15 protein-coding genes are annotated in these 15,890 nt (G+C 71.6%); 8 read left to right on the forward strand and 7 right to left on the reverse strand.

Features of this window, described 5'->3' with window-relative positions:
* Nucleotides 1-29 precede the first annotated feature (29 nt).
* A complete protein-coding gene (zapE, locus tag ACZ6MZ_RS08950) occupies nucleotides 30-1,166 on the reverse strand; it encodes a cell division protein ZapE (protein ID WP_389790630.1) in 1,137 nt (378 codons plus the stop codon).
* On the opposite strand from zapE, the gene ACZ6MZ_RS08955 reads away from it, so the two are divergent.
* The 4 genes from ACZ6MZ_RS08955 to msrB all read left to right on the forward strand — a co-directional run bounded on the left by ACZ6MZ_RS08955 (nucleotide 1,165) and on the right by msrB (nucleotide 4,505).
* Nucleotides 1,165-1,995 (forward strand): pyrimidine reductase family protein, encoded by an 831-nt coding sequence (locus tag ACZ6MZ_RS08955; RefSeq protein ID WP_469350682.1) that lies wholly within the window; start codon nucleotides 1,165-1,167, stop codon nucleotides 1,993-1,995. The genes zapE and ACZ6MZ_RS08955 overlap by 2 nt on opposite strands.
* A 129-nt stretch (nucleotides 1,996-2,124) precedes the next feature.
* On the forward strand, nucleotides 2,125-2,595 hold the full coding sequence (locus tag ACZ6MZ_RS08960; RefSeq protein ID WP_384188987.1) for an indole-3-glycerol phosphate synthase: 471 nt from the start codon (nucleotides 2,125-2,127) through the stop codon (nucleotides 2,593-2,595).
* A gap of 88 nt (nucleotides 2,596-2,683) precedes the next feature.
* The gene (gene murC, locus ACZ6MZ_RS08965) at nucleotides 2,684-4,087 is read left to right on the forward strand and encodes a UDP-N-acetylmuramate--L-alanine ligase (protein ID WP_389790632.1); all 1,404 of its coding nucleotides are present in this window, start codon (nucleotides 2,684-2,686) and stop codon (nucleotides 4,085-4,087) included.
* A gap of 10 nt (nucleotides 4,088-4,097) precedes the next feature.
* Nucleotides 4,098-4,505: a peptide-methionine (R)-S-oxide reductase MsrB gene (msrB, locus tag ACZ6MZ_RS08970; RefSeq protein WP_389790633.1), complete on the forward strand. Its 408-nt coding sequence runs from the start codon at nucleotides 4,098-4,100 to the stop codon at nucleotides 4,503-4,505.
* Nucleotides 4,506-4,609: 104 nt separating this feature from the next.
* Here msrB and ACZ6MZ_RS08975 read toward each other — a convergent pair whose 3' ends face one another.
* Both ACZ6MZ_RS08975 and ACZ6MZ_RS08980 read right to left on the reverse strand, forming a co-directional pair.
* Nucleotides 4,610-4,873, reverse strand: a complete 264-nt coding sequence (locus ACZ6MZ_RS08975; protein WP_384188982.1) for a type II toxin-antitoxin system RelE family toxin — start codon at nucleotides 4,871-4,873, stop codon at nucleotides 4,610-4,612.
* The gene (locus tag ACZ6MZ_RS08980) at nucleotides 4,866-5,135 is read right to left on the reverse strand and encodes a type II toxin-antitoxin system Phd/YefM family antitoxin (protein WP_389941071.1); all 270 of its coding nucleotides are present in this window, start codon (nucleotides 5,133-5,135) and stop codon (nucleotides 4,866-4,868) included. The genes ACZ6MZ_RS08975 and ACZ6MZ_RS08980 overlap by 8 nt, the downstream gene beginning before the upstream one ends.
* A 249-nt stretch (nucleotides 5,136-5,384) precedes the next feature.
* Here ACZ6MZ_RS08980 and ACZ6MZ_RS08985 point away from each other — a divergent pair, with 249 nt between their 5' ends.
* The gene (locus ACZ6MZ_RS08985) at nucleotides 5,385-6,158 is read left to right on the forward strand and encodes an aminotransferase class IV family protein (protein ID WP_469350685.1); all 774 of its coding nucleotides are present in this window, start codon (nucleotides 5,385-5,387) and stop codon (nucleotides 6,156-6,158) included.
* Between the two features lie 137 nt (nucleotides 6,159-6,295).
* Here ACZ6MZ_RS08985 and ACZ6MZ_RS08990 read toward each other — a convergent pair whose 3' ends face one another.
* From ACZ6MZ_RS08990 to ACZ6MZ_RS09000, 3 genes are all read right to left on the reverse strand, one after another.
* The gene (locus tag ACZ6MZ_RS08990) at nucleotides 6,296-7,465 is read right to left on the reverse strand and encodes a damage-control phosphatase ARMT1 family protein (protein ID WP_469350688.1); all 1,170 of its coding nucleotides are present in this window, start codon (nucleotides 7,463-7,465) and stop codon (nucleotides 6,296-6,298) included.
* Between the two features lie 142 nt (nucleotides 7,466-7,607).
* A complete protein-coding gene (locus ACZ6MZ_RS08995; protein WP_469350690.1) occupies nucleotides 7,608-10,043 on the reverse strand; it encodes a GTPase-associated protein 1-related protein in 2,436 nt (811 codons plus the stop codon).
* Nucleotides 10,044-10,501: 458 nt separating this feature from the next.
* On the reverse strand, nucleotides 10,502-10,930 hold the full coding sequence (locus ACZ6MZ_RS09000; protein WP_469350692.1) for a VOC family protein: 429 nt from the start codon (nucleotides 10,928-10,930) through the stop codon (nucleotides 10,502-10,504).
* Nucleotides 10,931-10,984: 54 nt separating this feature from the next.
* Here ACZ6MZ_RS09000 and ACZ6MZ_RS09005 point away from each other — a divergent pair, with 54 nt between their 5' ends.
* The 3 genes from ACZ6MZ_RS09005 to ACZ6MZ_RS09015 all read left to right on the forward strand — a co-directional run bounded on the left by ACZ6MZ_RS09005 (nucleotide 10,985) and on the right by ACZ6MZ_RS09015 (nucleotide 14,023).
* A complete protein-coding gene (locus ACZ6MZ_RS09005) occupies nucleotides 10,985-11,629 on the forward strand; it encodes a nucleoside/nucleotide kinase family protein (protein WP_469350694.1) in 645 nt (214 codons plus the stop codon).
* A gap of 178 nt (nucleotides 11,630-11,807) precedes the next feature.
* Nucleotides 11,808-12,764 carry a DUF1444 domain-containing protein gene (locus ACZ6MZ_RS09010; protein ID WP_389791712.1) on the forward strand — a complete coding sequence of 319 codons (957 nt, stop codon included), beginning with the start codon at nucleotides 11,808-11,810 and terminating at the stop codon, nucleotides 12,762-12,764.
* A 119-nt stretch (nucleotides 12,765-12,883) separates the two neighbouring features.
* Nucleotides 12,884-14,023 carry an aminopeptidase P family protein gene (locus tag ACZ6MZ_RS09015; protein ID WP_469350696.1) on the forward strand — a complete coding sequence of 380 codons (1,140 nt, stop codon included), beginning with the start codon at nucleotides 12,884-12,886 and terminating at the stop codon, nucleotides 14,021-14,023.
* Between the two features lie 86 nt (nucleotides 14,024-14,109).
* Here ACZ6MZ_RS09015 and treZ read toward each other — a convergent pair whose 3' ends face one another.
* A complete protein-coding gene (gene treZ / locus ACZ6MZ_RS09020) occupies nucleotides 14,110-15,855 on the reverse strand; it encodes a malto-oligosyltrehalose trehalohydrolase (RefSeq protein WP_469350698.1) in 1,746 nt (581 codons plus the stop codon).
* Between the last annotated feature and the right edge of the window lie 35 nt (nucleotides 15,856-15,890).

The raw sequence follows: 15,890 nt of genomic DNA on the forward strand, positions 1-15,890 counted from the left end.
TGGTGACGCGAGGTGGTACGGCACCGAACCTACTGGGCGACCAGGCCTTTCGCGTCCCGTGCCAGGGCGGTCAGCCGGGAGATCGCCCGGAAGTATTTCTTCCGGTAGCCGCCGTTCAGCATCTCTTCGCCGAACAGCCGGTCGAAGGGGAGGCCGGAGGCCAGGACGGGGATCTCCCGGTCGTACAGCCGGTCCGCGAGGACGACGAGCCGCAGCGCCGTCGACTGGTCGGGCACGGCCCGGACATCCGTGAGGCAGACGGCCCGCAGCCCGTCCGTGAGCGCTCCGTACCGGCTCGGATGGACCCGGGCGAGATGGTCGAGCAGCCCGGGGAAGTCGTCCAGGCTGGCGCCCTCGGTGGCATACGCGGCCTTGGTCACCTGCGCGTCCGAGTACGGGGGAGGCGCCTCCGGCAGTCCGCGGTGGCGGTAGTCCTCGCCGTCGATCCGCAGCGGCCGGAACCGCGCCGCCAGGCCCTGGATCTCGCGAAGGAAGTCGACGGAGGCGAACCGGCCCTCGCCGAGCTTGCCCGGCAGGGTGTTGGAGGTCGCCGCCAGCGCCACGCCGGAGTCGACCAGCTTGCCGAGCAGAGTGGACACGAGCACGGTGTCGCCCGGATCGTCCAGCTCGAATTCGTCGATGCAGAGCAGCCGGTGGCCGCCGAGGGTCTGCACGGTCTGCTGGAAGCCCAGCGCGCCGACCAGATTCGTCAGCTCGACGAACGTGCCGAACGCCTTCTGTTCGGGCGCGGCGGGGGTGGCGTGCCAGAGGGAAGCCAGCAGATGTGTCTTGCCGACGCCATAGCCGCCGTCCAGATAGATCCCCCGCGGGCCGGTGGGCGCCTCGGGCTTTCTGGCGAACCAGCGCCGTTTGCCGCCCCCCGAGGCATGTGCCCCGCCCAGTCCCGCCGCGAAGGCGCTCAGCACCGTGACCGCCTCGGTCTGGCTGGGCTGGTTCGGGTCGGGGGCGTACGTGTCGAACCGTACGGAGTCGAAGCGCGGCGGCGGCACCATCTCCGCGACCAGCCGGTCGGCGGGGACGCGCGGCTCACGGGCGCAGAGGGAGAGCGGGGCCGCTTCGGCTATCGAGTGCTGGCCGGACGCGGCGGCGGAGGTGGAGGACGACACAGCATTCCACTCTATGCGCCGTGCCAGACTGCTCGGCATGCGACGCCTGTTCCCTGTGACCGATCAGACAGTCTCCGCCGCGGACCGTGAGTGGACGCTCGACGAACTGGCGGAGGCGTACGCGTACCCGGACGCGTACCCGGCGGCGGGGGCCGCGGACGAGGCGCGACCCGAGGCGCGACCCGAGGCGCGACCCGTGGGCGACGGACTCTGGCTGCGCGCCAATATGGTCTCCACGCTGGACGGGGCGGCCCACCACGAGGGCCGGTCGCAGGCGCTCTCCTCCGACGCGGACATGCGGATCTTCGGCACCCTGCGAGCCATCGCCGACGCGGTGGTGGTGGGCGCGGAGACGGTCCGTCTGGAGGGGTACCGGCCGGCCCGCGCCCGGGACGCCTTCGCCGCGCGGCGCGCCGCTGCCGGCCAGGGCCCCGCGCCCGTGATCGCCGTGGTCAGCGCCAGCCTCAACCTGGACTTCTCGCTGCCGCTGTTCACCGAACCGCTCGTCCCGACGCTCGTACTGACCGGCGCCGCGGCGCCCCCGGAGCGGATCCGGGCCGCGGAGAAGGCGGGCGCGGAGGTGCTGATCGCGGGCGACGGGCCCGGGGTGGAGCCCGCCAGGGCCGTACGCGCCCTGGCCGGGCGAGGTCTCACCCGGCTGCTGACCGAGGGCGGCCCACGGCTGCTGGGGCAGTTCGTGGCGGCGGGCGTACTGGACGAGCTGTGTCTGACCGTGTCTCCGACGCTCACAGCCGGGTACGCGCAGCGCATCGCGGGCGGGCCGGCTCTCGCCGTACCGGAACGGTTGGCCCTGGCGTCACTGCTGGAAGAGGGCGGGTTCCTTTTCACCCGGTACCGCCGCATCTGACAATCGGCGGAATGTGCCGTTCCGGTCAGCCTCCGCTGGGCAGACTTACTTGCGCGGACCCCGTGCGGGCACGGGGAAGGATGGTTTCAGCAGGGGGCCGGCCGGCCCATAGGACGAAGGGCGTCTGCCGTGTTCACAAGCGTATTGATGATCGAGAAGCCCCTGACGTCCGAGGACGTGGAGTTCGTGACGACCCTGCACGGCGAGGAGGCGGTCTCCTTCATCGTGCTCATGCAGCCCCGCGGTGACCAGGCGGATGTGCTGCTGCGCGCCCTCGACGACGTCGCGCTCGGCGAACTGAAGGATGCCACCCGGGAGGGCGACGAGCCGGAGGGCAAAGAGGCGCGACGGCCCGCGGCCCTGGCGCTCGAACACTCCCTGCAGGCGCTGCGCGCCCACGGGTCCGAGGCCACGGGCGAGGTCATCGAGGACCATCCGCTGGACCGGCTCACGGCGGTCGTGGACGAATCGGGCGCCGACGAGGTGATCGTGATGACCGAGCCCCACTACGTCGAGGAGTTCTTCCACCGGGACTGGGCGTCCCGGGCCCGGCACAAGGTCGGCGTACCGGTGCTCAAACTCTTCGCGCACAGCGAATAGGCTGGGACGACGCGGATCACTCGCACCACACTCCGGTCGCACCGCACCGCACCGCACCGCACTCCGCTCGACCTCGGGAGAGACACGTATGGCACCGGCACCCGCTGTCCCCACCGCCATGGAACGGCCGCACTTCATCGGCATCGGCGGCGCCGGAATGTCGGGTATCGCGAAGATCCTCGCCCAGCGTGGCGCCAAGGTCGCGGGCAGTGACGCGAAGGAGTCGGAGACCGCGCAGGCGCTGCGGGCGCTGGGCGTGACTGTGCACCTCGGCCACGCCGCCGCGCACCTCGCGGACGACGCGTCGTGCGTGGTCGTCTCCAGCGCCATCCGGGCCGACAACCCCGAGCTGGTGCGGGCCGCGGAGCTGTCCGTACCCGTGGTGCACCGCTCGGACGCGCTGGCCTCGCTGATGGGGGGCCTGCGGTCGATCGCCGTCGCGGGCACCCACGGCAAGACGACCACGACGTCCATGCTGGCCGTCGCCCTCACCGAGCTGGGTCTCGACCCCTCGTACGCGATCGGCGGCGACCTCGCAGGACCCGGCACCAACGCCCGGCACGGCGAGGGCGAGATCTTCGTCGCCGAGGCGGACGAGAGCGACCGCAGCTTCCAGAAGTACGACCCCGAGGTCGCGATCGTCCTCAACGTGGAGCTGGATCACCACGCCAATTACGCCTCGATGGACGAGATCTACGAGTCCTTCGAGACCTTCGTCGGCAAGGTCGTCCCCGGCGGCACGCTGGTGATCGCCGCCGACCAGCCGGGTGCCGTCGAGCTGGCCGCGCGGGTCCGTGACCTGTCCACGCTCAAGGTGGTCACCTACGGGGAGGCCGCGACCGCGGACGTACGTGTCCACAAGGTCACCGCACGCGGTCTGACCAGCGAGGTCACCGTCCTGTTCGACGGCCGCTTCCTGACCTTCACGGTCTCGGTGCCCGGCCGGCACTACGCCCACAACGCGGTCGCCGCGCTGGCCGCCGGGGTCGCGCTGGGCATTCCGGTGCACAATCTGGCCTCGGCCCTCGGCAAGTACACCGGCGTCAAGCGCCGCCTCCAGCTCAAGGGCGAGGCGGCCGGCGTCCAGGTCATCGACTCGTACGCCCACCACCCCACCGAGATGACCGCCGACCTGGAGGCGATGCGCGCCGCGGCGGCCCCCGGCTCCCGGCTCCTGGTCGTCTTCCAGCCGCACCTGTTCTCCCGCACCCAGGAGCTGGCGACGGAAATGGGCCAGGCCCTCACCCTCGCCGACGCCTCGGTGGTCCTCGACATCTACCCGGCCCGCGAGGACCCCGTCCCCGGCGTCACCAGCGCCCTGATCATCGACGCGGCCGAGGCGGCGGGCGCCCAGGTCACGGCCGTCCACGACAAGACCACCGTCCCCGATGTCATCGCGGGAATGGCCAGGCCGGGTGATCTCGTTCTCACTATGGGCGCGGGCGATGTCACGGACCTCGGTCCGGATGTCCTGGCCCGCCTGACCGACTGAGGGAGAGCGCATGTCGTACGACATCGAGAAGCCGGACGAGCAGTGGCGCGCGGAGCTGTCCTCCGCGGAGTACGCGGTGCTCCGCAAGGCCGGCACCGAGCCCGCCTTCACCGGCGAATACACCGACACGAAGACGACCGGCGTCTACTCCTGCCGCGCGTGCGGCGCGGAGCTGTTCCGCTCCGACACGAAGTTCGAGTCGCACTGCGGCTGGCCGTCCTTCTACGACCCGAAGGACACGGACGCCGTCGAACTGATCGAGGACCGCTCCCTCGGCATGGCCCGCGTCGAGGTCCGCTGCTCCCGCTGCGGCTCACACCTGGGCCACGTCTTCGAGGGCGAGGGCTACCCGACCCCCACGGACCAGCGGTACTGCATCAACAGCATCTCGCTCCAACTGACCCCGGACGAGAACTGAACAGAGCCCCAGCATCATAGAGTCCCGGTTTGGGCCGACTCCTCAAGGAGTCGGCCCTTTCGTCGTGCCCGTGCTGGATGGATGCTGGACATCCTGACGTGAGATCAGGTGTCGTAGATCGTGGAGCGGTGTCCGACGTGCACGACCCACACCACCAGCTCTCCGTTGTCGATCGTGTACACGACGCGGTAGTCACCCACTCGTAGGCGACGTCGGTCGGGCTGGGAGACGAGTGCGGTGGTGCTGAAGCCGAGCGGATCGCTTTCCAGCTCGGTCAACTTCGCCAGGATGCGGAGCGCCATGTCGCGGGGAATCTTTCGCAGCTCCGCCTGGGCCTCTGGTCGGAAGACGGTGCGGTACTCACTCACTGCGCGCCAGCGTCTCCCTCATGATGTCCTCGATGGGAATGCCGGCCGAGGGGTTCGCCATGCGCTCGTCGATGATCTGATTGATCTCGCGTTCTTCCCATTCCTGGTACTTCCGGAGCGTCTCGATGGAGACCACTGCGGCGACTTCCTTGCCTCGGCGTGTGATCACGGTGGGCACATCGTCGCGGTCGGCGCGCTCCACGACCTCGGCGAGGTGCGCGCGCACGTCGCGGATGGACTCTCTGGGTAGTGGCTGCGTCATGCGCCCAAGGGTACCGAGTGTCGCATGTGTACACAACCGGACGGGTCGAGCGCGCACGGACGGGCCCGCTGCCACGGTCGCACTCAGTCGTCTGGAGCGAGTCCCCAACCTTGGGGCACCAGCCTGGCGCGCACAGTGATGCAGTTGGAATGTCGTCTCACTGTCGTGGCCCCGACGTTTCGCCGAGGCTTGAGCCTGTGAGAGAGCTCGTAGCGCGGGTGTGGCGGGCGCGGCTGCCATGCTGGGTCCATGGCAGAACTCAACGGACGTCCCGTCAGCCTGGATCAGCTTCAGGCGCTCGCTCTGACCAATTACGGCCACTTCACGAGTCTCCGAGTGGACGAAGGCCGCGTTCGCGGCCTGGCGCTTCATCTCGACAGGCTCGGCCGGGACTGCCGAGTTCTGTTCGGAGTGGACCTCGACGTCGAGCGTGTCCGCGAGCTCATCCGGCGAGTGGCGCCGGCCCGCGGGTCGATCACGATTCGCATCACTGTGTTCGACCCGGCCATGGACCTGGGGCATCCGGAACGCGCCACTGACCCTCAAATCCTCGTCACGCACAGGCCGGCCGTCAGCTTGCCCCTGCCGCCCCTGCGGGTGCAGTCGGCCTTGTACGTACGAGACGCTCCCGAGGTAAAGAGCGTGGGGCTCTTCGGCCTGCTCCGCCATCGGCGCGTGGCCCAGCTCAACGGATTCGACGACGCGCTCTTCATGGATGGGAACGAGCTCATCTCAGAGGGCGGCACCTGGAATGTCGGCTTCTTCGACGGCGAGCAGGTGGTCTGGCCGGAGGCGGACTGCCTCGTGGGTGTGACGATGCGGCTCCTCCACGAAGCCCACGAGCACCGTGTCGCCCCCGTCGCACTCGGAGACCTCGCCTCCATGAAGGCGGCGTTCGCGACCAATGCCGCCATCGGAGTGCGTGCCATCACACGCATCGATGACATGGAGATGCCCGGGGACCACCCCATCATCGACATTCTCCGCAAGGAGTACATGGACGCAACCGGCGACTCCATCTGATCCGGGAACCCGGGAATGGGGCTGGTGGCTCGGCTCGGGCGCGGAGGAGGGTGGTCTGCGCGGACGGCTCGAACTCCTTGGCCGGTGCCTCCGGCGGATGGGACGGACGCGTCTTCGGCACGCTTGGTCCTAGCGGGTTACGAGCTGACTTGGACCAGGGCGTGGGTGCCGTTGGTGCGCCAGCCCGGTCCGGCTGCTTCCAGCGCCCGCACAGTCTGTGGGGCGAGCCCTGTGATGACGTCCGACTTCAGCGTGCGCAGAGTCGTGACCGGTCCGGGGAAGTACGACGTGGCGTCGGCGAACGGCGTGGTGGCCGGCCAGTGCTGGTCTCCGACGAGGCGGCGGTAGTTCAGGTCGCCCTTCATGATCGTCAGGGTGGCGGTGGCGAAGTCGTCGTGGAGATCGGCGGGCATGTCCGCGTAGGGGAGCGGGGCGCAGGAGAACGGGTGAGCGTGCAGGGTGAGGCAGCCGGTGGTGAGGGCGCGGCGCAGGCGCTCGCCGATGTCGGAGGCGTAGCCGGGGGCCGTGGCCAGGCGGTGGAGGCAGGCCAGGGTGTCGGTGGTGGTGGCGTCGGAGACGTAGTACGGATACGGCTTCAGGTGGAGGGCGACGGACGCGGCGCGGTCGGTGTGCAGCAGGTGGTCGGCGAGGACCAGGTCGGGGAGGAGTTCGGGGCCGGCGTTGTCGGCCACCAGGCAGACCTTGCCCGGCCGGGTGGCGGACAGGGCCGCCCACAGCGCGGCGGAGTCGTCGGCCACCAGCCCGGTGACACGGTCGCCGAGACCGGTGTCGCCCGCCGAGAGGGCGAAGCCCAGATCCGCGCGGTTGCCCCAGAGGGAGGCGTGCAGGAGCGTGCGGTTCCGTTCCTCGGGCCGGAGCTGGGGAAGCTGATCGAGGGCGATCAGCTCGGCGTCCACGGTGGGGCCCGCGAGCTCGGCGTTCTTGAACGGGGCGAAGGGGTCGATGCCCTGCCACGGGCCCGGAGTGAAGTAGCCGAGAGCGGCCAGGAGCTTGCGGTAGAAGTAGCTCTCCGCCCAGAGGAACGGGGCGTCCACCCAGCGCCCGCCGAAGTACCCCTTGCCCCAGTCCTGCCACTGGTCCGCGCCGGGCTCACTGTCGGGCAGGGGGAGGATCACGCCGTCCTCGGCGGTTTCCTCCAGGAGGGCGTCCAGGGCGCGCTGCTGCACGGACGGGTAAGGCGTGGCCCGGCGGACGCGCTCGATCAGGGCCGGGTGGCGGTCGTGGAGGACGCCCCAGGCAAAGGAACCTGCGACGTTGCTGACGACGACGGGGGCGGGCTGCGTCATGGTGTGCGGACTTCCTTCACGGTGGTTCGGCGGGGCAGGACGGAGAGGGCGACGGCGCCGGCTCGCTGCCGCCGACCGCGCTCCCGGTGGCCCGGCTTGGCCCGCTGAACCACCGTGGTGGGTCAGCGGGCCTGCCCTGTGGTCATGACCGGCGGCCGAAGCGCAGGCTGAGGCGGCCGAAGGCGCCCGGGCGGTTCCAGGTGCGGAACTCCTCGGCCTTGCGGCCCGTGCGCTCCAGGCACTGCTCGACCGCGGCGATGTCCTCGGCGGGCAGTGCACGCACGGCGGGACGCAGCACCTTGTCGAGCAGGGCCGTACGGCTCTCGTCCCAGGCGCGGTTCGCCCCGGGGAGCGAGGTCCAGGCGGTGAAACAGTCGGCCGCATAGGCGGGGACGGTACGCAGCCGGTCGCGTACGCGGTCCTCGCGGGCGGCCCTGCCGTACGCCGCGGTGAGATCCGGGTCGCCGCAGTGCACCAGGGCGTACAGCTCCCCTTCCGGCCGCTGCTCGGAGAGCAGCTCGCGGGACAGGGCGCCGAACACCTGCTCCAGCACGCCGGGTTCCACCGGTTCCGCGTCGGCCCGCAGCGACAACGCCCGGTCCGTCCAGCCCGATCCCGCCCGCCCCGCCGCGAGCTCCCCGGCGAATTCGAGGAGCAACAGGGCTTTCCGTACGCGCGGTTCCAGCTCCTCGGGAAAGCAGCGCAGCAGATCGTGGGCGAGATCCGGGGCGTCGGGGCTGTCGCCGGGCCCGTCGAGCGCGGCCCGCACCAGGACGTGCCAGGTGCCCGCCCCGCGGTGGGCGTCGGACCCGCTTTCCGCGAGCATCAGCCGGGCCTCGCCCGCGGTCGGTGTGCTGTCGCCCCACACCAGTCGGACGGCGGTGCGCAGCACGAGCGGATCGGCGAACGGCGAGACGGCCGCCGCGCGCAGTACGGAGTGCAGTGCGCCGACGCGGTCACCGCCTTCCGGCGTCGGTACGGGAGCCTCGGCGCACATCTTCAGATGCGGCAGCGCCTGAACTCCCCGGAAGGGAAGGGAAGTCCGGCTGAGCAGCCGGGCGCCGGCCGGAGGGTCGCCCGCGGCGAGGCCGTCGAGCCTGCTGAGCACGGCGGTGCGCAGGTCGAAGTACTCCTCCAGCGCCGTGTGTACGGCGGGGGTGTAGGCCGCCTCCGGCTCCGCGATCAGCGCGTGGGACAGCCGGCGCGCGAGGCCGGGCAGCTGATCCGTACAGTCCACGCCGAGCAGTTCGGCGACGCGCAGCAGTTCCACCGGGCGTGAGGTGGCAGGGCCACCGTCCGTCAGGTCGGCCGCGATGCCCGCGCGCAGATCGGGGGCCAGCTCGTCGGCGAGGCGCCGCTTGAGCTCCTCGGGGAGCGTTGAAAGCCGCAGATCGGGCAGTCCGAGCCCGGCCCGCGGCGTGCGGACGGCCTCGGTCAGCACCAGAGCCCCGAGCGGCGCGGTCGTGGCGGCCGGAGCCCTGCCGTCGAGCGCCTCGAACAGGCGGGTGAGGGCCGCCGTTTCGGCAGGCGTACGGTCCTCGACGGGCGCGCACAGGGCGTCGACCAGCTGCTGCAGTCGCCGGCCGTCCAGCGCGTGCGCGTGCGCGCGTGCCCAGTCGGCCGCTTCCGTACGGCCGTTCGTACCAGGCGATATCCCCGTGCACAGCGCGGCGACGGCGAGGGGACCGGGGGCGAATGGGCCGCCCGGCAGCGTGGCCGCCTCGGCGAACACCTCGGGAGCCCTGCCCAGCCAGACTCGCGCGGCGATCTCGGCCCAGGCGTCCGCGACGGGTTCCGCCGGCTCACGGCCGGTGCGGTCGAGGACGCGGTAACGGCGCTCGTCCCCGGCCAGCCCCTGCGCGTCGTCCGGCAGGACCCCGATGATCTGCTGCCGGGCGAGCTGCGGACGTCGCGTGTACGTGGTGAAGGTCAGCCGGTGGACGCTCTCGCGCGGCAGGACGTTGCTGGCCAGCGCGATCCACCGCGCCACATCGGCGCTGTCACGCTCGACAAGAACGATCCGCAGGGCTGATTCGTCCTCACTCAGCGCGCGCAGACCGGCGAAGAATCCCGCGAGCCACGGTGCGCGCGAGGCGGCGAACTCGACCAGCCCGCGCCTCTCGAAGCTCCGCGACACCGGGAGCTCCTCCATCGGCGCGGGCACCCCGCCGGCCGGGGTGGCGGTGGCCCACTGCGGAGCGTTCCAGGCGCCGATGGGAGACGCTCCCGCGGACTCCCGGGCCCCTGCGGGCAGATGGGCGGGCGGATGGGCGGGCAGATGGACCGCATGGGCGTGGAAATTGCCCCAGCCCCCGCTGTGGTCCGCTCCCGTGTAGACCGTCCTGGCCAGGAGCCGGCTGCCGTCCGAGAGCACGCTGTGACTGAACGCCTGCGGAAACGCGGTGAGTTCGGCGTCCGTGGGACGCGAAGGCGCGTCGCGCGGTGGCTCGTACCCGATGAGCTGCTCGGCCTCCCTGAGCAGCGACTCGGGGACGCCGGGCGTGACCGCCGTGAACCGGAAGCCCGACCCGTCGGGTCCGGGCGGCGCGGAGGTGTAGTGCAGCTGTGCCAGGCTCATGCGCCGGCCCCCGTCGTCCCGGTGGCCGTCATCAGGCATCTGTGGGGCCGCCGCGCCGCCGGGGCGCGGCCGAGGCAGTAGGGGCGGATGACGGTCGTCATGTCAGCGAACCACCAGATTTGCGGGGAAGGGCTCTTCGAGGCGCACGGAGGCCGCCCGGCCGCCGAGGAGGAAGCCGCGCGGAGCGTACCGGGAGCGGCGGGCGGCCGACCGGATCTCGCGCCCGACCGTACCGGCGCGACGCGGCTCTCCACCACTCCGCCGGACCACGATCGCGCGCCGGCGCCGCGGCCCGGGAAGACGCCCGGACTCCGGCCCCGCCCCGCGCCCCCGTCACCACCGGTCAGCTGTGCGCGTCCATCCCAGCAGATCGTCCGCCACACCGGCTGTGCTTTCCGGAATTCCGGGGCCCCGTGGCGCCCGCCTGCACGGGCCGACGCCCTGCACGAGCCGATTCCCTACGCGGGCTGGAGCAGGTCCCAGCGATTGCCGTAGAGGTCCTCGAAGACCGCGACCGAGCCGTACGGCTCATGGCGGGGCTCCTCCAGGAAACGGACCCCGGCGGCCACCATCCGGGTGTGGTCGCGGGCGAAGTCCTCGGTGTGGAGGAAGAAGCCGACCCGGCCGCCCGTCTGCGCGCCGACGCTCGCGCGCTGCGCGTCGTCCTTGGCGCGCGCCAGCAGCAGGCCGGTGGATCCGTCGCCGGAGTCGCCGGAGTCGCCGGAGCCGCCGGAGCCGCCGGCACCACGGGGGCGGACCACGACCCAGCGGGAGCCGTCGCCCCGGTCGGTGTCCTCGATCAGCTGGAAACCGAGGGCGTCCGTGTAGAAGGCGATGGCCTTGTCGTAGTCGTCGACGACAAGGGTGACCAGGGCGATAAGCGACATGTCTTTACGTTATACGTATGACTACCGCAGGGGCAAGGGTGGAACAATGCCCCCATGGACGCGCAGCAGATCGCTCACCTCACCGGCCGGGCCCGTCGGCTGGCCGTGTCGGGACGCCGCCGCATCCTCGGCATCGCCGGAGCGCCCGGCGCGGGCAAGTCCACCCTCGCCGTCCGGCTCGTCGAAAACCTCGGCGGGCTCGCCGTACTCGTCCCCATGGACGGCTTCCATCTTGCCCAGGCCGAGCTGAACCGGCTCGGCCGCGCGGACCGCAAGGGCGCCCCCGACACCTTCGACGCCACCGGCTACGCCGCGCTGCTCGCCCGGCTGCGCGCCCCCGCCCCCGGCACGGTCGTCTACGCGCCCGCGTTCGACCGCTCCCTGGAGGAGCCGGTGGCGGGCAGCATCCCCGTCGGGGCCGACATCCCTCTCGTCATCACGGAGGGCAACTATCTGCTGTACGACGACGGCCCCTGGGCGCCGGTCCGTACGCATCTCGACGAGACCTGGTTTCTGGAGCTCGACCCCGAGGTGCGCGTGTCCCGGCTCATCGACCGGCATGTCCGCTTCGGCAAGGACCGGCCCCGCGCCGAGCGCTGGGCCAGGGAGTCGGACGAGGTCAATGCCCGGCTGGTGGCGGAGTGCCGGGACCGCGCCGACGTCGTGGTCAGGATCCAGGCCCTGTCCGACACGACCTAGGATCTGTGCGGCCGGAAGGTCCTGGTATCGGGGTTTCGGCGGTCGGCAGGGCGACGATCATCACTGGGACGGCAATCGAGACGAATAGCACGCACCCGGACACCGGCGTGGACACGGACAGGTACAGACAGGTACAGACAGGCACGGACACGGCACGGACACGAGTGGAGGCGATGGCGTGGGTTTGTTCCGACGAGGGCCGAAGCGTGACGGACGCGATACGCCTCGTGACCCCGCTTTCTCCTTCTTCTCGGTCGACGAGGGCGCGCTCTTCCGCGGCCAGGTCCGCGAGGCCTTCGCGGAACACGGCCTGGAGGTCACGGTCTACGCGGACGTGGTGACCGACAGCGGCGGCCGCCAGTTCGGCCTGGGCAATCTCGCCGCCGTCTGCCACAACGACGACCGCGGGCCCCGCGTCTGGGGCGAACTGGCCCGGCAGCACGCCGGGATGGTGCTGCGGACCATGGACGCCCCCTCCGCCCTGGACACCCTGCCGCCCGAGCAGATCCGCGCCCAGCTCTACCCGCGCGTGATCAGCCGGGAGGGTCTCGACCCGCAGAGCTTCGGCTATGCGCGGTCCGTCGCCCCGGGGCTGTACGAAGTGCTCGCCCTCGACCTTCCCGAGAGCGTCATGATGCTCACGGACGAGGCGCTGGAGCCGCTGGGTGAGCTCAGGCACCTGCGTGACCAGGCCCTGGGCAATCTCCGGGAGCTGCCGGTCGAGGTGAGCGAGACGGTCAAGGACTCCGACGGGATGCGCTTCGAGGTGCTCCTCGGCGACTCGTTCTACACGGCCAGCCGGGTCCTCGCGCTGGAGGCGGTCGTCCAGCAGGTCACCGGGCAGCGGATCTCCGCGGACGGAGCGCTGGTCGCCATCCCCTTCCGGCATCAGCTCGCCTTCCATGTCATCCGCGACATGACCATGATCCCGTCGCTGAACGCCATGGCCGCCTTCGCCGCCTCCGGTTTCGAGGACACCCCGGGGGCCATCAGCCCGTACGTCTACTGGTGGCGGGGCGGCACACTCACCCAGCTCAGCGACGAGGACGAGGACGGCGAGGGGCTGCGGATCGTCGTCGGCGACGACTTCCAGGAGCTGCTGGAACGGCTGGTCGAGCAGGACCTGCCGGACTGAGCCACCCAGAAGGCCGAGCCCACCCAGAGGACCGAACCCACCCAGAAGGCCGAGCCCACCCGGAAAACCGAGCCAGCCCGGAAAACCCAGAGGACCGAACCCACCCAGCAAGGAGACCCATGCCCACCACCCCCGCGTCCACCACCCCCGCGCCGTTCACCGCGGACGACTACCGCGCCCGGATGGCCCGCGCGGCCGAGTCGGCCGCCGACGCGGGACTGGCGGGCGTGCTGATCGCGCCAGGACCCGACCTGGCGTATCTCACCGGTTACCGGCCCACCGCGGAGACCGAGCGGCTCACCCTGCTCGTCGTCGCCGCGGGCCAGGACCCGGTGCTGGTGGTGCCCACCCTGGAGGCGTCGGACGCAGCGCGGGCCGTGGGCGCGCCCGCGCTCACCCTGCGCGACTGGACCGACGGCAAGGATCCGTACGGCGTGACCGCCCCGCTGCTGGATCCCGCCGGGCGGTTCGGCGTCAGCGACAACGCCTGGGCGATGCATCTGCTGGCCTTGCAACAGACACTGCCCGGCACCTCGTACGTGGCGCTGACCGAGGCCCTGCCGATGCTGCGGGCGGTCAAGGACGCCCGGGAGCTGGCCAGGGTCGAGGCGGCGGGCGCGGCCGCCGACGCCGCGTACGGAGACATCCTGAACGTCCCCTTCGCCGGCCGCAGGGAGTCCGATGTGGCCGCCGACCTGGCCGCGCTCCTCCTCCGGCACGGCCACTCCCAGGTGGACTTCACCGTCGTCGGCTCGGGCCCCAACGGCGCGGATCCGCACCACGAGGCCGATGAACGCGTCATCGAGCGGGGCGACATGGTCGTCCTCGACTTCGGCGGCCTCAAGCACGGCTACGGCTCCGACACCACCCGTACCGTCCACGTCGGCGAGCCCACCGCCGAGGAGCGGCGTGTCCACGATGTCGTGCGCGAGGCACAGCAGGCCGGGTTCGAAGCGGTACGCCCCGGAGCCGGCTGCCAGGACGTCGACCGGGCGGCCCGCGCGGTCATCGCGGCGGCCGGGTACGGCGAGTACTTCATCCACCGCACCGGACACGGCATCGGCGTCACCACCCACGAGCCGCCCTACATGATCGAGGGCGAGGAGCGGCCGATGGTGCCCGGCATGTGCTTCTCCGTCGAGCCCGGGATCTATCTCCCCGGCCGCTTCGGAGTCCGGATCGAGGACATCGTCACGGTCACGGAGACCGCCGGCCGCCGCTTCAACAACACCTCCCACGAGATGGCGATCGTCGACTGAGGAGTCGACCGGCGTGTCGCCTGACGTGTCGACCGGCGTGTCGCCTGACGTGTCGACCGACGAACGGACTCCGTTCCCGCGGAGATTCAGCCGCCGGCGAGGAGGACACAGGACTCCGGCGGCAGCCGGAGCACCCCGTCGGCGCCCGGCGGCCGGACCGGCTCCCAGGCGGCGAGCACCCGGCCGCCGCCGCCCAGGGGGATCTCCGCGGGCTCCCCGGAGAGGTTCACCGCGATCCGCAGATCGCCCCTGCGGTACGCCAGCCAGCGCGCCTCTTCGTCGTACGCCACCCGCATCGCCGCCAGATCCGGGTCGGAGAGGTCCGGCTGGCCGTGCCGCAGGGCGATCAGCTCGCGGTGCCAGGCCAGCAGCCGCGCGTGCGGCTCCTTGCCGGTCTCGGACCGGTCGAGGCAGGAGCGGTCCCGTGTCCCGGGATCCTGCGGATCGGGGATGTCCTCCTCCGCCCAGCCGTGCGCCGCGAACTCCCGCCGCCGGCCGGTACGTACGGCCTCGGCGAGGATCGGGTCGGGGTGGTCGGTGAAGAACTGCCAGGGGGTGGACGCCCCCCACTCCTCGCCCATGAAGAGCATCGGGGTGTGCGGCCCCGTCAGTACGAGCGCGGCGGCGCAGGCCAGCAGCCCGGGGGAGAGGGTGGCGGAGAGCCGGTCGCCGAGCGCGCGGTTGCCGATCTGGTCATGGGTCTGGGCGTAGCCGAGGAAGCGGTGCGCCGGCGTTCTCGTACGGTCGACCGGCCGGCCGTGCGCCCTGCCGCGGAAGCTCGAATACGTACCGTCGTGGAAGAAGACCCGGGTGAGGGTCTTCGCGAGCGCGGCGAGCGGCTCGCGGGCGAAGTCGGCGTAGTAGCCCTGGGATTCGCCGGTCAGGGCGGTGTGCAGGGCGTGATGGAAGTCGTCGTTCCACTGGGCGTGCAGTCCGAGGCCGCCCTCGGCGCGGGGCGTGGTGGTGCGGGGATCGCCGAGGTCGGACTCGGCGATCAGGAAGAGCGGCCGGCCCAGGTCGGCGGCGAGGGCGTCGACGGCGGTCGACAGCTCTTCGAGGAAGGTCAGCGCGCGGTGGTCGGCGAGTGCGTGTACGGCGTCGAGCCGCAGCCCGTCGAGCCGGAAGTCCCGCAGCCACGCCAGGGCGCTGCCGAGAAGAAAGGCGCGGACCTCGTCCGAGCCCGGAGCGTCGAGATTGACGGCCGCGCCCCACGGGGTGTGGTGGGTCTCGGTGAAGTAGGGCCCGAACTGCGGCAGATAGTTGCCGGCGGGCCCGAGATGGTTGTGGACCACGTCGAGTACGACACCGAGGCCCAGGCCGTGCGCCGTGTCGACAAAACGCTTGAGCGCCTCCGGGCCGCCGTACGGTTCGTGGACCGCCCACAGCGACACCCCCTCGTACCCCCATCCGTGTGTCCCGGGGAACGGGCAGACCGGCATCAGCTCGACATGGGTGATCCCCAGTTCGGCCAGTGGGGCGAGCCGCGCGGCGGCCGCGTCGAAGGTGCCCTCGGGGGTGAAGGTGCCGATGTGCAGCTCGTACAGGACGGCGCCGGGCAGATCACGGCCCTGCCACGGGGCATGCCAGTCGTACGCCGCCTGGTCCACGACGGCGCTCGTGCCGTCCGGTCCGTCCGGCTGGCGGCGCGAGCGAGGGTCGGGCAGGACGAGGCCGCCGTCGAGGGCGAAGCCGTACCGCGTCCCGTCGGCGGCGGGCGCCCCGGCGGTCCACCAGCCCGCCCGCTCCGGATCACGCTCCATGGGCCGGGCGCCGTCCTCCAGATGGAGCACGACCCGGTCCCGCGCCTGCGGTGCCCACACCTCGAACTGCACGGGCGATTCCCCCTTGTCATCGGCACTGTCCCCCA

The sequence above is a fragment of the Streptomyces sp. NPDC042201 genome (assembly GCF_055582185.1).